This is a genomic window from Niallia circulans (assembly GCF_003726095.1).
Classification (GTDB): Bacteria; Bacillota; Bacilli; order Bacillales; family Cytobacillaceae; genus Niallia; species Niallia circulans_A.
In genome coordinates this window covers 480,152-499,703 of the sequence record NZ_CP026031.1, presented here as the reverse complement: position 1 = coordinate 499,703, position 19,552 = coordinate 480,152, and the positions used below count along the sequence as shown (strand labels likewise).

The 19,552-nt window shown below is 35.5% G+C and carries 16 protein-coding genes and 1 riboswitch; of the genes, 4 read left to right on the top strand and 12 right to left on the bottom strand.

The features are described 5' to 3' along the window. Nucleotides 1-593: 593 nt before the first annotated feature. The 4 genes from C2I06_RS02235 to C2I06_RS02220 form a co-directional block, all read right to left on the bottom strand. Nucleotides 594-1,646 carry a Gfo/Idh/MocA family protein gene (locus C2I06_RS02235; RefSeq protein WP_095333108.1) on the bottom strand — a complete coding sequence of 351 codons (1,053 nt, stop codon included), beginning with the start codon at nt 1,644-1,646 and terminating at the stop codon, nt 594-596. Nucleotides 1,647-1,711: 65 nt separating this feature from the next. After that, the gene (locus C2I06_RS02230; protein WP_095333110.1) at nt 1,712-2,680 is read right to left on the bottom strand and encodes a sugar phosphate isomerase/epimerase family protein; all 969 of its coding nucleotides are present in this window, start codon (nt 2,678-2,680) and stop codon (nt 1,712-1,714) included. A 50-nt stretch (nt 2,681-2,730) separates the two neighbouring features. Continuing rightward, the gene (locus C2I06_RS02225; RefSeq protein ID WP_123257377.1) at nt 2,731-3,756 is read right to left on the bottom strand and encodes a Gfo/Idh/MocA family protein; all 1,026 of its coding nucleotides are present in this window, start codon (nt 3,754-3,756) and stop codon (nt 2,731-2,733) included. 19 nt (nt 3,757-3,775) lie between these two features. Next, complete coding sequence (locus C2I06_RS02220; RefSeq protein ID WP_095333114.1) at nt 3,776-4,492, bottom strand: ThuA domain-containing protein; 717 nt, start codon at nt 4,490-4,492, stop codon at nt 3,776-3,778. A 180-nt stretch (nt 4,493-4,672) separates the two neighbouring features. On the opposite strand from C2I06_RS02220, the gene C2I06_RS02215 reads away from it, so the two are divergent. From C2I06_RS02215 to C2I06_RS02200, 4 genes are all read left to right on the top strand, one after another. Further along, on the top strand, nt 4,673-5,590 hold the full coding sequence (locus C2I06_RS02215) for a helix-turn-helix domain-containing protein (protein WP_123257376.1): 918 nt from the start codon (nt 4,673-4,675) through the stop codon (nt 5,588-5,590). Nucleotides 5,591-5,739: 149 nt separating this feature from the next. Next, the gene (gene dpsA, locus C2I06_RS02210; RefSeq protein ID WP_249928270.1) at nt 5,740-6,615 is read left to right on the top strand and encodes a dipicolinate synthase subunit DpsA; all 876 of its coding nucleotides are present in this window, start codon (nt 5,740-5,742) and stop codon (nt 6,613-6,615) included. A 130-nt stretch (nt 6,616-6,745) separates the two neighbouring features. After that, a complete protein-coding gene (locus C2I06_RS02205; RefSeq protein ID WP_123257374.1) occupies nt 6,746-7,588 on the top strand; it encodes an SPFH domain-containing protein in 843 nt (280 codons plus the stop codon). A 12-nt stretch (nt 7,589-7,600) separates the two neighbouring features. After that, entirely contained in the window at nt 7,601-7,765 is a 165-nt protein-coding gene (locus tag C2I06_RS02200) for a type II toxin-antitoxin system antitoxin (RefSeq protein ID WP_047942897.1), read from the top strand. Nucleotides 7,766-7,813: 48 nt separating this feature from the next. Here the strand turns inward: C2I06_RS02200 and C2I06_RS02195 are convergent, their stop codons facing one another. The 8 genes from C2I06_RS02195 to C2I06_RS02160 form a co-directional block, all read right to left on the bottom strand. Then, the gene (locus C2I06_RS02195; protein ID WP_123257373.1) at nt 7,814-10,996 is read right to left on the bottom strand and encodes a DEAD/DEAH box helicase; all 3,183 of its coding nucleotides are present in this window, start codon (nt 10,994-10,996) and stop codon (nt 7,814-7,816) included. A 237-nt stretch (nt 10,997-11,233) separates the two neighbouring features. Then, nucleotides 11,234-12,199, bottom strand: a complete 966-nt coding sequence (locus C2I06_RS02190) for a S8 family peptidase (protein ID WP_123257372.1) — start codon at nt 12,197-12,199, stop codon at nt 11,234-11,236. Nucleotides 12,200-12,558: 359 nt separating this feature from the next. Then, nucleotides 12,559-13,458: a CPBP family intramembrane glutamic endopeptidase gene (locus C2I06_RS02185; RefSeq protein ID WP_123257371.1), complete on the bottom strand. Its 900-nt coding sequence runs from the start codon at nt 13,456-13,458 to the stop codon at nt 12,559-12,561. A gap of 21 nt (nt 13,459-13,479) precedes the next feature. Continuing rightward, entirely contained in the window at nt 13,480-14,499 is a 1,020-nt protein-coding gene (locus C2I06_RS02180) for an asparaginase (RefSeq protein WP_235850344.1), read from the bottom strand. Between the two features lie 65 nt (nt 14,500-14,564). Next, the gene (locus C2I06_RS02175; protein WP_235850345.1) at nt 14,565-15,335 is read right to left on the bottom strand and encodes a GNAT family N-acetyltransferase; all 771 of its coding nucleotides are present in this window, start codon (nt 15,333-15,335) and stop codon (nt 14,565-14,567) included. Nucleotides 15,336-15,489: 154 nt separating this feature from the next. Further along, nucleotides 15,490-15,915, bottom strand: coding sequence for an ATP-binding protein (locus tag C2I06_RS02170; protein ID WP_095333130.1), 426 nt, complete (start codon nt 15,913-15,915; stop codon nt 15,490-15,492). Between the two features lie 223 nt (nt 15,916-16,138). Further along, a riboswitch (cyclic di-GMP riboswitch) is annotated at nt 16,139-16,221 on the bottom strand. Between the two features lie 226 nt (nt 16,222-16,447). Next, a complete protein-coding gene (locus C2I06_RS02165) occupies nt 16,448-18,280 on the bottom strand; it encodes a DUF2264 domain-containing protein (RefSeq protein WP_163188239.1) in 1,833 nt (610 codons plus the stop codon). A gap of 41 nt (nt 18,281-18,321) precedes the next feature. Continuing rightward, a complete protein-coding gene (locus C2I06_RS02160) occupies nt 18,322-19,461 on the bottom strand; it encodes a glycoside hydrolase family 88 protein (RefSeq protein ID WP_095333133.1) in 1,140 nt (379 codons plus the stop codon). Nucleotides 19,462-19,552: the final 91 nt, after the last annotated feature.

Here is a 19,552-nt window from a genome sequence, read left to right as displayed (position 1 = left end):
CCCTGCCTTTTATTTACTTTCTTTATGCATTTCTCTATAATATTAAACAATATAAACTCCATTCGATTTGGATTATTCTGTTCTCCTTAATTTTAATTGCGATCTCTGTTTCTGTACAAACCAGTGTTTTTTTACTCACATAATGACCAAACCTTTATTTATTCATACCCAAGATATAAGAAGTGCTGTAAGATCAAAGTTAAAATTATGTATGAAAACAATGGATATAGCAATTGTTCAAAAACTTCTATTCTCAGTTTGCCTTACACTATCCTCCGGAAGAACTAGAAAGTCACTTAATCTCTCGACAGTTTTTTATCCTCAATTTAACTCCTATCATCTGTTCGTGCAAATGTAATTTTATTTAACCATATAAACTTTAAAACAATCAGATCGAAACTGTTACGATTTATAAAATTAGATGGAGCATATAAAAGATTGTTCTATCGACTTTATTATATTAACCGTAACCATTACGATTTGTAAAGTGTTTTTTATAACAAATGTTTAAAAGCATGTAAATTGACTTTAAAAGCAAAAGGCTATATCCTCCCCAGAAAGCTGGAAGCCATATAGCCTTTTTCAAAATGCTGCTATTGTATGGATTCTACCGTCGATTTAAAGTAAACACGTTCTTTTTTCTTTCCTGATTCATATACGGCACAAATCATTTTTTGTGTTTTTAATGCTTCTTCCCCCGTGACATCTAAAGGAATTCCTGTTGCCAACGAATCGTAAAAATTATTGATTTGCTTTACATGACTAACTCCCCAATACCCTTTGACTCCATTTTCATAATGAAAAGTTTCTTGAGGATTATTATCTGCGATAAATTCTCTTCCATCCATTAATCGTACAGTTGCCCGATCAGCAACCATTTTGGCAATTCCCTTTTCACAATGCAGCTCAATTTCAACTGGCGCGTCGTACGTATAATAATTTATAGCATGAAAAGCAGTAACAATGCCATTCTTATATGCTATAACTCCTTCAGCTGCATCTTCCACCTCAATAATTTCATGTGCACGATTGCTTATTGATGCATCTACATAGTTAATGTCGGCATTCACAAACCATCTCATCAAATCCATTGTATGAATTGCTTGATCAATTATAACTCCGCCGCCTTCTTTCTCCCATGTCCCTTTCCAATCACTTTTTTGATAATACTCATCAGAACGGTCCCATGTAACAGATAGTTTTCCTGATTTGATCTTGCCAAGTTCTCCATTATCCAACATTTTCTTTATGAGCTGGGAGCCAGGATTATAACGATTTTGAAAAATGACACCAAGGGTAACCTTATTCTCCTTCGCTGTTTCCACCATTTCAACAGCATCATCATAATGAATAGACATTGGTTTTTCTGTTAATATATGAATCTGTTTTTTCGCAGCTTCAATTGTCACTGGTGCATGCAAATGATGTGGTAGACAAATATGCAACACATCTAAGCTTTCCTGTTCAAACATTTTCTTATAGTCTGTATAAGCGGCACAGCCATAAATTTTGGCTTTTTCTTCTGCTCGTTCAGGCTTTACATCACAAACTGCTACTAACTCTGCATCCTCTCTTGAGACAATTGATTGAGCATGCATAGGAAAAATATTACCACAACCAATAATCGCTACCTTTAATTTGGACATGTTTCTCTCCCCCGTTTCCACTATTTAACGAATGTCTATTTGTTCAAGTATTTTCTAAATATAATCTAAACCCACCACATTTGAGAAGGAGCATCTTCAATTAAAATAGATTTCAAATTAGTAACTGCTCTTGTTAATCCTTCCCTAATCGACATAATTGGATCTTCATGTTCAATGCTGACAACATAATCGTACCCATATGTTCTTAAAGCACTCATCATATCTGACCATTCACTAACACTATGTCCACATCCAACGGAACGAAATGTCCAAGCCCTTGTCTGAACTTCACCGTATGGCTGCATATCTGTTAAGCCATACATGTTAACATTATCCTGGTCAATATACGTATCTTTTGCATGAAAGTGATGAATAGCTTTTTCCTTTGCCAAAATTTTAATCGCCGCAACTGGATTAATACCTTGCCACCATAAGTGACTTGGATCCAAGTTTGCACCAATCGCATCACAAGTTTCCTCTCGTAATTTTAATAAGGTGTATGGAGTATGCACTAGGAATCCACCATGGAGCTCTAAACCAATCTTCACACCACTTTCTTTTGCAATATGCCCTACTTCTTTCCAATAAGGGATTAACTTTTCTTCCCATTGCCATTTTTTCACATCAGAATATTCATTTGGCCATGGTGTAACTGGCCAGTTAGGATATTTCGCACCATCATGATCCCCAGCCGTTCCTGAAAAGCAGTTTACAACCGGAACATTCATCAAAGATGCTAGTTTGATTGTTTTAAGCAGTGTTTCATGCGATTCCTTTGCAAATGCTTCTTCAGGTGAGATTGGATTTCCGTGACAACTGAATGCACTTATGATTAAATCACGTTCTGTCACCTTTTCTAGATATTCTTTTCTCTTTTCTTCTGATTCTAATAATTCATCTACATTACAATGTTTGTTTCCAGGATAACCGCCAGTACCTATTTCAACTGCTTGAATGCCAGCTTCTTTTACTGCATCAAGCATTTCTTCAAATGATTTGTCTGCAAATAATACGGTAAACACGCCTAATTTCATGTGAACTCCTCCCCATTCCTTCCAATTTTCCTGTATTCTTTCTATATGCACTATATTTTGGTAATAGTCTTCGTTGCTTGTGATTCCAAGGCTGCGAGAATGATCGCCAAAGATTTTTTTCCTTCTTCTCCACTAATAAGTGGCTCTTTATCTTCTAAAATACTTTCCACAAAATGATCTATAACACCAGTCTTATTTTGTCCACCATCACTATTTGATTGAATTCTGCCTAATTCATAACTTACTTTTTCTCCATTGGTATATTGGATAATTAACGAATAGTTTGGATCATCTTCTAAACGAATGACGGCTTTTTCTGCATAAATAACAGTTGAATTATCTTCTTTTCCACGATAAGCCCAGCTTGCAGTCAACGTTCCAATTATGCCGCTATCTGTTTTTAATATACAAACAGCATTATCATCTACAGTAGAGAAGTCTTTTGCATTCGTTTCTACAAATGCTCCTACCTCTGTAAATTCCTCTCCTAATACAAATCTTAATAAATCTGCTTTATGAACACCTAAATCTCCCATAGCACCAATAAATGCTTCTTCTTTTTTAAAGAACCAGCTCTCTTTACCATCAACACTCCAGCCTTCTGGACCACCATGACCAAATGTTGTGCGGAAACTGTACACCTTACCAATTTCTCCGCTTTTAATTAATTGATGGGCTTTTTGATGGGATGCAACAAAACGTTGGTTATGTCCAATCATCAATTTTTTCCCACTCTTTTTAGCAGCTTTTATCATTTGCTCAGCCTCTTCTTTTGATGTTGCCATTGGCTTTTCACAAAGAACATGTTTGCCAGCATTCAAAGCATCAATAGAAATAGGGGCATGAAGATAGTTTGGCGTACACACACTAACCGCATCTATCCCATCCATTTTTAATAATTCTTTATAATCGGTAAATGCTTGCGCTTGATATTTTTCCGCAATTTCAGTTGCTCTTTCCTCATTGATGTCACAGACAGCAACCAATTCCACTTGTTTATTCAATAGATATTCAGGAATATGACGATGTTGTGCGATACTTCCACATCCAATTACGCCTACTTTTAATGAAGCCATTATATTTTCCCCCTCTATATTATTTATCTGAAATTGTCTCTAAAGGCTGAGCGTTGCCATAAACAGGCTTTTCTCTTTTCACTGGTGCAGCCCATTTGACTGCATTAATAATAACTTGCTGAATTTCTTGATGATGATAGGTTGGGTATGTCTCATGCCCTGGTCTAAAATAAAACACCTTCCCATTTCCTCTTGCATATGTGCAGCCACTCCGGAATACCTCTCCACCTTCAAACCAGCTTGTGAAGATCAATTCATCTGGTGCAGGTATATCGAAATGTTCGCCATACATTTCTTCCTTTTCTAATTCAATATATTCATTAATTCCTTCCACAATCGGATGATTAGGTGCTACTACCCATAAACGTTCGCGATCATCTGCTTCTCGCCATTTTAAATTACAGGTTGTACCCATTAATGTTTTAAATATTTTGGAAAAATGACCAGAATGTAAAACAATTAATCCCATACCATCTAAAACACGCTGTTTTACTTTTAACACAATTTCATCTTCTACCTCGTGATGTGCTAAATGCCCCCACCATACTAATACGTCTGTATTATTCAAAACTTCCTCCGTTAATCCATGGTCTGGTTCATCTAATGTTGCAGTATGTGTTTCATAACCTTCTTTCTCCAAAAACGCTGCAATCGCACCATGAATGCCATTTGGATATATTTCTGCTACGGTCGGATTTTTCTTTTCATGTCGATTTTCATTCCAAATTGTGATCATTATGTAACACTCCTTCTCCCTTACAGTATGATGGCTCCATTATATGAAATGTAAGCGTATAAAAAAATGCTTAATCTTGTCATTTTTTTATGCAATTATGTCATTTGCTTGCTTGCTTTTTGCTAAAATAGAAAAGAGCACCTTACCATATAGTCTCGTCGAATAGGAGGGGAACATAAAATGGAAATGGAGACAAAGCACACCTTTAAGCAGCCAGTAAATGAAAAAGTAATTTATCAAAACCCTCTATTGTCTTTAAAAGTGTGGGAGATAAATGATGAGAGGGAACATGTAATGACTCCAGTTGATGATTACCCTTGGCACTACCATAAAGAAGTAGAATTACTTGCCATGATTGATGGAGATTTGGCGGTACAAACAAAAGAGAGGTATCTATCGATTACTTCAGGAGATGTTCTTATTATGGGAGCGTCACAACCACACAGAACAAGTAAAGTGAAGAAAGGCAAATTGCGTTATATTGTCTTACAAATCGATCTACATAAACACTTTGATCAAAGTATCCTTCCTTATTTCTATTGTTTTTCAGAATTAACACATCCATTAGATAAGATAAATTACATATTTGAAGATAATAAGGAAATAAAACAAGAAGTACATTCCTTAATAAATGAGATTCATAGAGAAAGTCAAACGAAAGAAAAGGGCTATGAGATTGCTATCAATTATTCCATCAAACGACTTCTTCTTTTATGTGTAAGAAACGATACTAAAAATATGCTCCAATATTCAGAAGAACAAGACCTTGCCAAACTTAAACCCGTTTTAGATTATATTGACAGCCATTTAGAAGAAAGAATACTTGTCGAAGATGTCAGTAAGCTACTGAATTTTAGCTATCATTATTTTATCAAGTACTTTAAAAAAGTAATGGGATTGTCGTTTGTCGATTATATAAATATAAAGCGAATAAAAAAAGCTGAATTATTACTTTTAACAACCGACAAAAGTATATTAGAAATAAGCTATGAAGTCGGCATAACAAATATGGCGCAATTCTACAAACTCTTTAAAAGAGAAAATCAATGCTCGCCTAAAGCCTTTAAAAATAGAATGTTAAATGCAAGCGTCTTATAACATAACATTAGGAGTAATGAATAAAACATACCACCTAGTACACCACTTTTTTCTGTTAGCTATCAATAAAAATTATTCTGAACCATTATACACCTCCATATATTTACTATATGGAGGTGTACTATTTACAAAGGAAAGGGTGCAAAAAATTGAACGAAAATCATGTATTATTAATCATCGGTGGTGACTCTAGACAGCTCGAAGTAATCCGCCTTCTTGCACCAAAGCTAAACAAAATTTATTTAATTGGTTTTAAAGATGCCTCTGTTTCTTATAAAAATGTAAGGAAAGTAAATTGGCAAACAGCTCCGCTTCATGAAGTGGATAGTATTCTACTGCCCATTCCGGGCATTCAAGAAGATGGTATCGCTGAATCACTATTTTCTAAAGAGGCGATTTTTTTAACAAAAGAGATGATTAATAAAACAAAAACTAATTGTACTATGTATTCCGGCATTATCACTCCTTATTTAAAACAATTGGCTACAGAAACACATCGAAACTTGGTTGCTCTTTTTGCAAGAAATGATGTGGCCATCCATAATTCCATCCCAACTGCAGAGGGAGCACTAATGCTCGCCATCAAGCATACGGATATTACAATACATAATTCTCAAGTGCTCGTACTCGGTTTTGGCAGAGTCGGTAAAACTGTCGCTCGTCTATTTTCTGCTGTCGGTGCAAAAGTAACTGTTCTAGTTCGAAAAAAAGAGGATGAAGCAAGAGTGATAGAAATGGGGTTAGTTGCAATTTTTGAACCTTCACTAGAATCAGAAATCCCTCTTCAGCAGATTATTATTAATACTGTTCCAGCACTGCTTCTAACTTCTAGTCTCATAAAGAAATTATCGAGCACTGCTTTAATTATTGATTTAGCCAGCAAACCTGGGGGGATCGATTTTGCAGTTGCCAAGGAACACAATATCGAAACACTTTGGGCACTTGGTTTACCGGCAAAGGTTGCACCAAAAACGGCTGGTACAATAATTGGCAAAACACTAATGGAATTGTTAGAAATAAGTTAAAGTACAACTTTCAGGGGATAGTTAATAGCTATCTCCTTTTTTTATGAAGATCTTGGCATTAATCGATTTACAATTTTATACAGAAGTGATATCATAATTATATCAAATTGAAATTATAGGAGTGATTCAGTTGAAAGAAAAAAATGCATTTCATTTTAATGGGTTTATTGGGGTTTTACTTATTGCCATATCCCTTTTTCTTGGAGTTTATTTTCTTGTACAGGAAATTCCAGGAGCTGCCATTCCCTTCTTCCTTATAGCTGTTCTTCTAGGTAGCGGGATAACAATTATTCAACCTAATCAGGCTGTTGTTGTAACCTTTTTCGGAAAATACCTTGGTACGATTCGCAGCAGCGGATTATTTTTAACCACCCCTCTTACTTTACGAAAAACAATTTCCTTACGCGTGCGTAATTTCAATAGTAAACGTTTGAAAGTAAATGATGTTGATGGAAATCCAATTGAAATTGCTGCCGTTATTGTTTTTAAAGTCATTGATTCTGCAAAAGCCATTTTTGATGTAGATAATTACGAAGAATTTGTTGAAATACAAAGTGAAACAGCTATCCGCCATGTTGCAACAAAATATCCATATGATACATTTGAAAATGTAGAACTAACCTTAAGGGGAAATGCAGAGGAAGTCTCCAATGAACTAACGGCCGAATTACAAGCTCGTCTAGATCTCGCAGGAGTCGAAGTAATTGAAGCCAGATTAACTCATTTAGCTTATTCTACTGAAATTGCCCAAGCGATGTTACAGCGTCAGCAAGCCTCCGCTATCATTTCTGCTCGTCAGAAAATTGTCGAAGGAGCAGTTGGAATGGCACAAATGGCCATTAATCAACTGGAACAGGATAAAATCATTGAATTAGATGATGAAAGAAAGGTACAATTAGTAAATAATTTACTAGTAGCGATTGTTTCTGAAAATCCTACGACTCCTGTAATTAATACAGGTACTTTATATTAATGAGTGGTATAAATGACGAAGAAAAAAAGCTTTCCATTACGCATTGATCCAGAGCTATACGAAGTCCTGCAAAAATGGGCTGCGGATGATTTCCGCAGTATAAATAGTCATATTGAGTATTTACTTCGTGAAGCTGCCAAAAAAGCCAAGCGGTATCCAAAACAAAAAGAAAATTGATTTACATTAAAAAAAGAGGCCCAAATAATGGCCTCCTTTTTTAATGGATTAACTTAACAATTCTCTTAAGTCCTCTTCTGTTAGAGAAGAAATTACTTTATCATCTGAATCGATAATTTCGTCTACTAAATTCTTTTTCTTTTCTTGCAATTCATATATCTTCTCTTCAATTGTGCCTTTAGAGAAGAGCTTAATTACATCCACTACATTCTCCTGTCCTATGCGGTGAGCACGATCCGCCGCCTGTTCTTCGACCGCTGGATTCCACCACGTATCATACAAAATAACAGTATCTGCAGTCATTAAATTAAGACCTGTTCCCCCTGCTTTTAAGCTTATTAAAAAATAATCTCGCTCTCCTAAATTGTAGCGATGACATAATTCCACTCTCTCATCTGAAGGAGTGCTCCCATCTAAATAAAAATAGGCCAATCCCTTTTTTGCTAATTCTTGACCAATTATTTCAAGCATACTTGTAAATTGAGAAAAAATCAGCACCCTGCGATTAGATCGCTGTGCTTCCTCGATTAGTTCCATTAGATGATCTAGTTTAGCAGACTTTCCATGATAATTGTCAACAAATAGGGCTGGATGACAGCATATTTGCCGCAGTCTCGTTAATCCAGCAAGAATTCTAATCTTATTTTTTCGAAGGGTTTCTTTATTTAAATGCTTTAAGGCATCATGTCTTAATTTCGCGAGATAGGCTGCATACAATCTTTTCTGTTCTGGTAATAATTCCACTATTTCGCTCCATTCCCTTTTCTCAGGAAGTTCGGCTAATACATCCTCTTTTAAGCGGCGCAGCATAAATGGTCTTATTTTTTTCGCAATTTGTTTATTGGTTAAATTTGCAAATTCCTTCAAACCTTTGAATAATTCTGGGAAGACAATATGGAAAATTGACCAAAGTTCTTCAATCGAATTCTCAAGCGGAGTGCCAGTTAAAGCAAAGCGATTAACCGCTTTTAGTTTCTTAACTGCTTTTGCCGTTTGTGATAATGGGTTTTTAAAATATTGGGCCTCATCAAAAAGCACTGTATGGAAAACTTGCTGTTCATACCATGAAATATCCTGTCTAACTAATGGATATGACGTTATGATTACATCGATGTTTTCTAAATCTTTTTGCAGAGCAGCTCTTTCCTTTTTAACTCCATCAAGTATAAGGCACTGTATTGCCGGAGCAAATTTCATGATTTCTCTTTGCCAGTTGTATAATAAAGAGGAAGGACATACAACTAACACCGGTTGTTTCGCTTTTCTTATCACAGGCAATTCAGATTGAATAAAGGCAATACTTTGCAGTGTTTTTCCTAAACCCATATCATCCGCTAAAATCCCGCCAAATTGATATTGCGCTAATGTTTTCAGCCATTTATAGCCATCTTTTTGATACGTTTTCAAGACATTGTTTAAATCCGCAGGGACTTTAATATTTAGCTTTTCTGGATGCAAGAAGGAATCAATCAGCTGCTGATACGATTCATCTAAAGCAAAGATTTTTCGATCTTCTTCTATAAAAGATAAGCTTTCTAAAAGTGTCAGCTCAAACCCACTTATAAAGTCCTTGTCTTTTATTTGTGGAGATTGAAGATACCTTTGTACTTCCTCCATCTCCCTTGTTTGCAAAGCAAATAGAGAACCATCTTGCAAACGATAATATTTCCGCTTTTCTTCCAAAGCAGCTAACAAGCCTTTGATTTCACGCTCTGGAAAACCTTCCATCTCAAATTTAAATTCAAGCCAGTTAATGCGGTCCTTTTTTAATTTCACCGAAAATCTTGGCCATGTTTTTTCCTTGAAAATTCGATTTCTAATAGCTGTTGTTGCATAAACTTTAACAAGCTTCTGCAGCTTCGGTAACACATAATATAAAAAGTCAAACTCCAATTCCTCATTATAAAGCATATAACCACTATCTGTTTTTGCAAATGAACTGCTATCCATTAACTCTTTAATTTGTTCTTCTTTCTTCCAGTCTCGAAGTAGCACTGCTTCTACTTCTTTGTCCCGTTCTTGAACTGGATTGATGACAATATGATCATAACGAAATTCTAAGCTTGCCAGCAATCGATTGTTTACTCTATCTAAATAGAGTTCAGCTTGGAGTGGAGTCTTCCCGATTTTTTTGGAAAGCTCTCTCTCTAATTGAACCTCCCCAAGTTTTTTTAAGCTTGGGGCAACCTTTTCTAAAAAGAAATCCAATTGATTGAGTGCAATCGGGATAAAACTCTCGCCAACTTTTTCCATCATTTTCTTTATCTCAATAAGTCTTTTAAAGTCTTCTGCTTCCAATTGCCGCACATTTCCCTCTATCAGGACAGCATAATATTGATGCAGGAACTGTATGGATTCCATTCCATGTACATTTAATTGATAGCTTCCAATTTCACGCTGGTATAAATGAAATCTTAAAGGCAGGACTTCATTTGAAACATTTAAGGGCACCATTGTCCCTTTATTCGGATCATAATACCCTAATTCCTTCCAATGAGAACGAAGAGGAATCCAAGAGGAAGGGGGAATTAACAAAATACTGTCTCCCCATATATTACTCACTCCCTGGTGATGATTCAAAAATATCCTTTCATCTTCTATTACTTTTCCTAACTCTTGTAGGATTGCTTCACTTTCTTCCTTTACACAATGAAGCTTTGGATTAAATTCTAATTCCGAACTAAATGAATAAGCTTTTCCACTCTTTATTCTTTTTAAAAACAAGCGAATATCTTTTATTGGATGGGATAATAGCTGAATTTCTATTCCAAACAGATTGGTTTCCGAGTCAATTGGAATGACTTTTAGCATAAATTCAACTGGAATCACTTCTCGCTTTTCAAAATGGCGCTGCTTTTTTGTTGATAGAGATTCACTCTGATTAAATAATGCAAAAAAATCTCCCGATACATCCATGTTTTTTTCATCGGTAGTGGAAGGAGCTTTTCCGTTCATTTGAAATTTCTTTATTTCCACTAATACAGCTGCAATATGCTGACATTCTTTTTGAAAAGAAGCTAGTTTCGGACAAGAACATGTTGCTTTTATTTCTTCCCCGTCGATTGCAACCATTACCGCAAAATCTTCAGATGCTTGAACGAAAGCTTCACAATAATTATCTCTATATTCTTTAAAAATCACCTTATGATTTTTTGAGAATGCTTCCCCTCTTTTTAAAGATACAGGACCACACATTTCTAAAATCATTTTTCGTGTAATGACAGTATTCAACAATTTATTCTCCTTCTATCAAAATCCAGTTACGCACAAATATCCTCTTTCACTTTACTACTTTTTTTAAAACATTTCTATTGTCTTGTTACGGTAAAATTATGTAGCACCCTCTCAGTAATGGAATTTGATTATTCCCTATATCATAAGCCCTCTCACATCTTCTCTTTTATAAGAAAAGTGGACAAACCACCCTTTTAGGAGTTTGTCCATTTTTTATTAATAAGGATATTCTTCTTATAAACTATTAGCCACAAGTAATTGAACCGTGGATTGAAGTTTTTCCATCAAAGCTTCCGGAGCTGTTAAATAGAGAATCCCATTCCCTTCTAAACTCGGTTTATTTCCTAATGGAATCGTTCTCTTAATTAATTGTGCATACAATTCTGGCTCTGTTAAATTTCTTTCAAAAGCTTCATTACTAATTATTTTAATTAATGCTAAAGCTCCACTTACATGAGGGGCTGCCATAGAAGTTCCAGTTAATTTAGCATATTTTCCATCTAAAAAAGTAGACAAAATTTCCTCACCAGGTGCTACTAAATCAACTTCTCGATTAGAATTAGAAAAACGAGAGCTATTTCTCTGTAAATCGACTGCACCTACGCTTATTACTTCATTATAAGCGGCTGGATAACCTAATTCTTCTGTCGAATCTAAGCCATCCCCTTCATTTCCAGCTGCACAAACGACTAAAATTTGCGCTTCAACTGCCTTTTTCACAGCCTCATGCAATTCTTCCACATCTTCTGGCCCGCCAAGACTCATAGAGATAATATCTGCTCCCTGTTCAATTGCATAATAAATTCCATTTATAATCCATTCATACTGCCCTGAACCTTGCCCATTTAATACTTTTACAATTAAAAGTGAAATTTCCGGTGCTACTCCTGTTAATCCATCTTCTTTCCCTGAAGCTCCAATTGTTCCAGCTACATGTGTTCCATGACCGTTATAATCCATATATATAGCTGGATCGCCGTTATCATCATCGGTAAAGTTTTTTCCACCAATGATTCGCTCTTGTAAATCTGGATGATTGATATCACAGCCAGTATCTAATATGGCAACTGTAATCCCTTTTCCCTTTGTTTTTTTCCATAACTCAGGTGCCTGAATTAGCTCAATTCCTTTTGGAATTTCTGCAGAAACGTCCATTACTTCTTTCACTTGATAAGGAATTACTCTGCATTCTTTTTTCATTAAACAGCCTCCTAATATAATAGAATGGATATCTCTAAAAAAATTTTAACAATTCTGAATTATTAAAGTAAGAGGCTTAAGACTCAATTTAGAAACATATGTTCTATTTAACTAGTTCTATTAAATTATTTATATTTTTTTAAATGTGGTGGATAATTTCTAATTTTTCTATAAGAGGGATTGCCTGTGCTTTATCCCATCTTTTTCTAATGCAATTCAAAAAACCAAACAATTATACGATTTTATCGGCATCGTCGTATTACTGTTCGGTTTCATAGCAACTGAAATCCTTTATACACTAGTCTTTTATATCCTTCTTCTATTGTAGAATTTTCCTCATTCCTAAACTACTAGATAGACTAGCTTATAGACTTCCTACCATATTTTTTAATACTTAATAAATAAAAGGCCGTGAATATTAGCAATGACCAAATTATTGAGTATTGTGGACTTGTTTCAAGGATTTGAATTAGACTTGGAATATTTCCTGCCACAGAGTCATCATATGTAAAAAACAAGAAAATCATCATATTATTTGCAGCATGTGCACCAATCGATAATTCTAAGCTTCCTGTTTTCACCGCAATAAATGTCAAGGCAAAACCAGCAAGTAAATAATCTAAACCTACTAAAATGGCCGAATCATTCATTTCAGGATTGGAAAAGTGCAATGATCCAAAAATTACTCCAACTATCAGTGCTAATAAAATGGGATTTTTTATTTTTTTACCAACCCATTGTAATAATAATCCTCTAAATAAAAGTTCTTCTACTGTTGTTTGAATGGGTACAAACAGAAGAACCACTAGGAATAAAAAGAAAAATTGGGAGAAAGATACGTTATTCCAAGCATAATCATCAGCATTAAATAGGAAATCAAGGCCTGATGTAAGTAGGAAAAGTCCTGCAAATATTAAAAATCCCCAGATTATTTTCTTCCAATTTACTCTGTCATCGCCCGTAATTAATGATCGAAATTTTCGTTTGTGAATAAATCTTACTCCAATCCATATGCCTACTAAAGCAAAAATATAAACAATATGTGTCATTAATAAACTAACTGTGCCGTTTCCGCCCATCACCATGCCGGTATCCAAATCAATATAAGTAGCATCGTTCCCATCCAGCTCTATTCGTATGAGTTCTACAATAAAATAGACGATAGAACCAGCAATCATAAAACCAACAGCTAATAAAATAGACGCTAAATAACGCGGCCAGTTATTTTTTCCTTCTTTTACATTTAAATAATGTTTCAAGCGATTTTCTCCTTTTATAAATTATTTTTCCGTTGAAAGTGCCTCTTCCAAATGGAAGTTGGCTCTTATTTCACCGATTTTTTCTTTTCTAGCATTCAGAACTGGTGCATGTACATATCTATCTAAATTTGTAAATAAGTTCACTTCTTTATATCCTAGTTGATTTAACACTTCCATTGCAGCGACATTTACAGCACGTGTTCCTCCATCTTCCACCTTAATGGCAATTCCGATTCCTTCTTGGATAAGTCCCATACATTGGACCGCCTCTGCACCTGCTTTCGATACAATTCGCCCTTTATAAGCTTTCATTAGGTCTGTATCAAACCTATTTGTTCCTCCAACCATTTCTGGAAACTCCACCATACTATCCCTAATTCGTTTTACTATATCTATTCGGTTTACCGACTTAATAGAATCAGGGTTTGCTAATCTAGCATAGCCAAGTGCAGCATTATATAGAGGCAATTGATGTACTGGCACCCCGCAGCCATCTACACTCAACTTTATTTTTTCTTTCGGAAAATCACATATTGTTGCAATTGCTTCCAATATACGCTGTTGATGAGGATGCTCTACCTCCCGATATGTGGCAATATCCTCCTTCATATGAATCGCCGCAGCGAGCATACCTGCATGCTTACCAGAACAATTACTGAACACGGGGGTGACATCTTTGCCCTTTCGCAGCAGTTCCTTATAGCTTTCTAAATTCCATGGGGTATGTGTACCACATTGCAAGTTATCCTCTTGTATTCCCAATCTTTCTAATATGCGCAGGATTGTCTCCTGATGAAATAACTCCCCAGCATGAGAAGCACACGCAATTGCAATTTCCGCATTGTCATAAGAAAAGGAATCTGCCGCTCCTGTCTCTATAAGTGGAATGGCTTGAAAGGGCTTCAAGGAGGATCTAGGAAAGGTCATCCTCTCCGGATCCCCATAGAAATATAGTAATCTACCATCTTTGTCTACAACAGCTACATGAATAGAATGGCTGCTTTCAAGATATTGTCCACGGTAGACCTGTATAGGCTTCATCACTTTCATCTACTCCTTTTCCAGTTCTACCTTTAATGATGCCCTTAACTAGTAGAGCTTCGTGTCTAGAAATTTTCTTTCAACGCTTCATACTGAAATCCTTGTTGCTGATAGTTCTGTCTTTGATACATCTCTCTCGGAGTATCTTCTCCATCTGCCAGCAAAATAATTGTCTTATTAGGAAATAAATCCATAATCTTTCTTTGCATGCGAGCAGCAATCCCTTTGCGCTGATACTCTTCAATTACAAAAATTCCGTCAATTTCAACCGTTTTATCGGCAATAATTACTTCTAAAGCACCAGCTGCTTTCCCTTTATAATAAGCAATGACTTGCAAAAACAGCGGATTTTTGAAATTTTTCTGATAGATTTCTGTTTTCCCTTTTGCATAATCTACTCCATATTCTAAGTCTTGATTATATTCTAATTGCAAATAATCCTCAAAATTCTCTTCTGTTACTTTCTGAATTAGAATGTCCTCACTAGGATATAAAACCGGAAAATTGCAAGGAGCAATGGCATAAAGCTCTGTCATCCCTACTTCATAATGAAGATTTTGCACAATGTACTCCAATAAATCCTTCGTGAATTTCTCATTTTCTGGAAATACAAATTTAAGATGTTTCTGACCAGTTTTTTGATGAAATGTTTTTAAATAATCTTCCACTAACTCGAACTCCTGAATAGTGGGCATCTTTTTAAATTGGATATAGTTACTGTCATATTGAAGCAGCATTTCCTCATTATGAACATGGAACCAATCGCTAGTCTCTTTTACTCGTTTTCCTTCTTTATGAATGTTCTTATAGGTTACTTTTTCCATGATGTTAATCATACCCTTTCCAAAAACTTCTTATCATATTATATCTATAATAAACGATTCAATCCTATAAATCAGTAGATTAATAGAAAAAAATGACATTGAGCAATTCTAAACAAAATAGGACTGCCCATATTTAGAACAGTCCTACATCTCCGACAGAACATATTTAAATGGCTTTCGCATCTTCCCTTGTTTCTCTCCATAAAAATACTTCATTTCCCATTTCATTATATTGTACTTTTTGGAAAATTTGCATCATCATTAAGATACCTCTTCCTCTTTCCTCCAACACAATATCACTCATAAGCTTTTCCGTACCATACCTTTCGATATCACGAAATTTCTTCTTCACATCAAACCCATTTCCGTGATCCTTGATTCGCATATCCAAGATATTCTGATTATACTGTAACTCTAATATAACGGGATAATTTCCATGTTCTATTGCATTATTAACCGCTTCTCCTATTCCAACGCTCAGCAAAAAATCTTTATCCAATAAATCTCTAAATTCTTTATTTAGCTTTTCTTTCCATTCTTTTTCCGTATGATCATGTATTACTATTGTTTGATAAGTAATAAGCCCACTCATAAGTTGCCCCCCAATTTAAAAAAGCAAACTCCTTATTAAATCGACAAAAGACTAAAATCGCTTCACTGAAATAAATAAAACACCAATGGAATAGAATGGATATATTAAACTTATACAGAAGCGGTAATCTTATATTTGCCGGTTGCTCGCTGTCGGAGCTATACATTTTTTAAAATTTATTTAAACATTTATATTGAACAAAAAAAGCTAACAAAACAAGGTTAGTTTGGTTAGCCGGTTGCGCTAGTAGCTCATAATCAACAAAGCGCCCAAATAAGTTGATTAATCATAGCTTTCTACCTTTCATTATTCTTATTATCTTATAGAATTTTTAAATTATATAGTATTATATACCCATATCTTTAGAGCATAAACCTATTCTTTTAGAAATCATATTTATTTTCGATAATTCTTTTGAAATTCCTCTATTTTCATAGAAATATCTCGCAAAGAAAAAACCCGAACAGCCATACGAAAATTTCCTTTCGCGTAATTGTTCGAGTTTAACTTTAAATAGAATGCTCATAACCTCTTATTTTATCTCTATCTTATATTTTCTATTTCTATACTGAATGGTGACAGACTCTTGTTCTAGACTAACAATAGGCTGAAAAGAAATCTCCTCTACTCCTCGGTCTGTTCCGAGAATACTTGAAACCAATAAATGCCTTCCAGGTGCTAAACGCGACGTTAACGTCGGCAATACGGTTTTTGAATAGAGTAAATTGGTATTAGGCTCAGGTATTATTAATTCTGTTTTCCGTTTTCCAAAGATGTCCATAATCCCTGTTGTTCCTACCTCTGATGGGTAAAAAAGACTATTTTCATCTTTGATTACATAGGCAGCCCCTTCAGTCGCAGGTGCAGAAAATCCACCTTCCGCTGTCTCTATCTCTCTATTTGTATGAATGCGATGAATGCGAACATGCCAAGGGGTTAAGGGAATTAGATACGTATCAATTGTTACATCCCGCCAAGGCTTCCATGTAGATACGATATAATCATCATGGATTTCATATGACTCACAGCCACTACGACTTCTATAGCGATTATCACATTCAGACAGTGCCAGGCAATTATCAAATGCTCCTTGCTTTAATAAAACATTACCTTTAGGCACACTAAAACCAAAGGTGGTGGAATACACAAATTTTTCATATTTTGCGTCTGCATGGGCGTGTTCATGAGAATGCTGTCCAGAAGTAAATGCTTGCACTTCTTTTCCTTCAGAATCATGGCAAATGATCATCCTCGGACTTTTTTGCACACTTTTCTCTAGGAACTTAACTGGTTCTTCCTCTGCCTGCCAAAAAGGATGACTCTCTGGAAGAGCTAACAGCAGGAATGTCTTTAAGGACCAATAAGGAGAACCTGGAGCATTATAGCCTTCTGCCATATTTAAGTTTTGGTAACCATAGCCAATCGTTAAAAGTCCTTCTGGAGAAAAAATCGACTGCTTAAACCAATACCGTAAATTATTTAATACTAATCTTTTAATTTGTCCCCAAGGCAATGCTTCAACATCTGCAAATGCCAATGCAGCCCAAAAGGAGGATTGTGCAAATCGATAGGTTAAACTTCTGCCAAATGGAATAGAAGATCCATCTGAAGAAAACCATTCTTTAAAATCTTGAGCAAACTGAATAGCCCTCTCCTTATAAATCGCTGCCCTTTCTGGATCTTCATCCTCCATTACTTTTGCATAAATTAATCCGTAATAATGCATGGCAAAAGGAATATAATAATCAATTTGATTCTTATATCCATCAAAATACCAACCATTTTTTAAATAATACTGATCTAATTGTTGAAGATCCGCTTCTAATTTTTCTAAACTATAACTTCTACCGCATTTTTTTAATGCTACGTTTACTAATACGCGGAAAAATAACCAGTTATTATTCGGGATTGTATTTTCATTGATTTGATATAGCCAATTAGCTAAATTTTCCTTTTGCACTGTTGATAGAATATCCCAGAAATCAGCCTTACAGTGAATAAGCGTACAAGAAAGTGCTGCCATTTCAACAAACCGTTGATCATACTCTCCGGTAATCCCCCAGTAAGAATCACTTGTTGGCGTTGTTCCCTCTATAATTCCTTTTACTAATTGTCGTTTTATTGCTGGATATTTATTAGGTGTTACAGAAAATAATGGCCCCCAGCCCCAAAATGGACGTAAAAACGCTTCTAATTCTCTTGTTTTTTGCCCATATACTGAGCCATTTGTACCTAGATTCAATAAACCTGCCTTCTGTTCATTCCCCAACATAAATAAGGGTTCGTATAAGTCATATAAAGCACGTTCTAAATCCTCTCTTGTTCTTAATGGGTTCTTTTTTACTTTCACATTATATTGATTCAACCGATCCATCTCCTAAAGGAAATTTTCTTGCCCTTTCCATCTTACTGCCAGAATAATACTCCCTTTTGTCGCAATATATTTAATCCCTCAACAAAATAATAATCTCCATAAATTAGTGGGACATCAACATTTTTTTGCTCTGGAAAATGACTTGTTCCGTGTCCTAATAAGCCTTCCTCTTCTTTATCTGCATCAGTAGCACAAGTTATATATAAGGTTTTTAATAAAGTTGCGCCTGCTTCCTGATAAACAGGCTTTTCAAAGTCGGCTACAAGTGTTCCAAGCAGGAGTAAGCCACAGGCTGCAATGGAACCTGCTGATGAATCAGGATAATGGTATTTGGTTTCGCCATCTTCAGGTATGCGAAAATCCCAAACAGGACATTCATTAGAACGAAGATTAGATAGAAAAAAGTGGGAAACTGATTTTGCGGCATGTAAAAATGCGCTATTATTAGTATGTAAGTAGGATAATGTCAGACCATACAAAGCCCAAGCAGTTCCCCTTGACCATGCGCTATCTGGTGCATAGCCTTGACCACCAAGCTTATCTACTACTTCTCCAGTTTCTGGATTAAAAACAACAATATGATGTACGGAACCATCTGGTCTAATAAAATGTCTTAATACTGTTTCTGCATGCTTTTCTGCAGCTATTTTAAACCGTGGATCTCCCGTTTCTGCTGAAGCCCAGTATAGCAGCGGAAGGTTCATCATACAGTCAATGATTGCGACACCGCGATTATCATCCTTCTTCGACCATGCATTCCAAGCACGAATATAATTACCTTGGGCATTAAATCTTCCTAATAATAAATTGGCTGCTAATAATCCTCTTCTTCTTGATTCTTTATTGCCCGTAAGTTTATAGTTTGCTAGACTTGTCAACGTCCACATAAATCCCATGTCATGATCTAATTTCTCTGAATCTGACAATAAATAATCCAGTTTTTCTTCACACTGTTCTGCTGTTTTTCTAAGAGCTTCCATTTTATTATCTTGATATACTTGCCATAAAACCCCTGGCCAAAAACCAGCTGTCCACCATTCCGGACTTTCTAATACATACTTCTTATCTATACTGGCATGGGGAAAATTAGCACCAATCGTTTCATTATTCCGTGCCGTTTTCTCTACGACAAACTCCCACGCTTCAGCCACCCATTGCTCCTTTTTACTCATATAATCATCCTACCCTTCTATTTGATTTCTGACACGCATAAAAAAGAAAAGGCTTTCATTTTTTTTAGAAAATGTCCAGCCTTTCTTTCTA

Coding starts and splice junctions, on each gene's coding strand:
- C2I06_RS02235 (WP_095333108.1), bottom strand. CDS start 1,646: ATGTCCAAATTAAAGGTAGCGATTATTGGTTGTGGTAATATTTTTCCT.
- C2I06_RS02230 (WP_095333110.1), bottom strand. CDS start 2,680: ATGAAATTAGGCGTGTTTACCGTATTATTTGCAGACAAATCATTTGAA.
- C2I06_RS02225 (WP_123257377.1), bottom strand. CDS start 3,756: ATGGCTTCATTAAAAGTAGGCGTAATTGGATGTGGAAGTATCGCACAA.
- C2I06_RS02220 (WP_095333114.1), bottom strand. CDS start 4,492: ATGATCACAATTTGGAATGAAAATCGACATGAAAAGAAAAATCCGACC.
- C2I06_RS02215 (WP_123257376.1), top strand. CDS start 4,673: ATGGAAATGGAGACAAAGCACACCTTTAAGCAGCCAGTAAATGAAAAA.
- C2I06_RS02200 (WP_047942897.1), top strand. CDS start 7,601: ATGACGAAGAAAAAAAGCTTTCCATTACGCATTGATCCAGAGCTATAC.
- C2I06_RS02190 (WP_123257372.1), bottom strand. CDS start 12,199: ATGAAAAAAGAATGCAGAGTAATTCCTTATCAAGTGAAAGAAGTAATG.
- C2I06_RS02180 (WP_235850344.1), bottom strand. CDS start 14,499: ATGAAGCCTATACAGGTCTACCGTGGACAATATCTTGAAAGCAGCCAT.
- C2I06_RS02175 (WP_235850345.1), bottom strand. CDS start 15,335: ATGATTAACATCATGGAAAAAGTAACCTATAAGAACATTCATAAAGAA.
- C2I06_RS02170 (WP_095333130.1), bottom strand. CDS start 15,915: ATGAGTGGGCTTATTACTTATCAAACAATAGTAATACATGATCATACG.
- C2I06_RS02160 (WP_095333133.1), bottom strand. CDS start 19,461: ATGAGTAAAAAGGAGCAATGGGTGGCTGAAGCGTGGGAGTTTGTCGTA.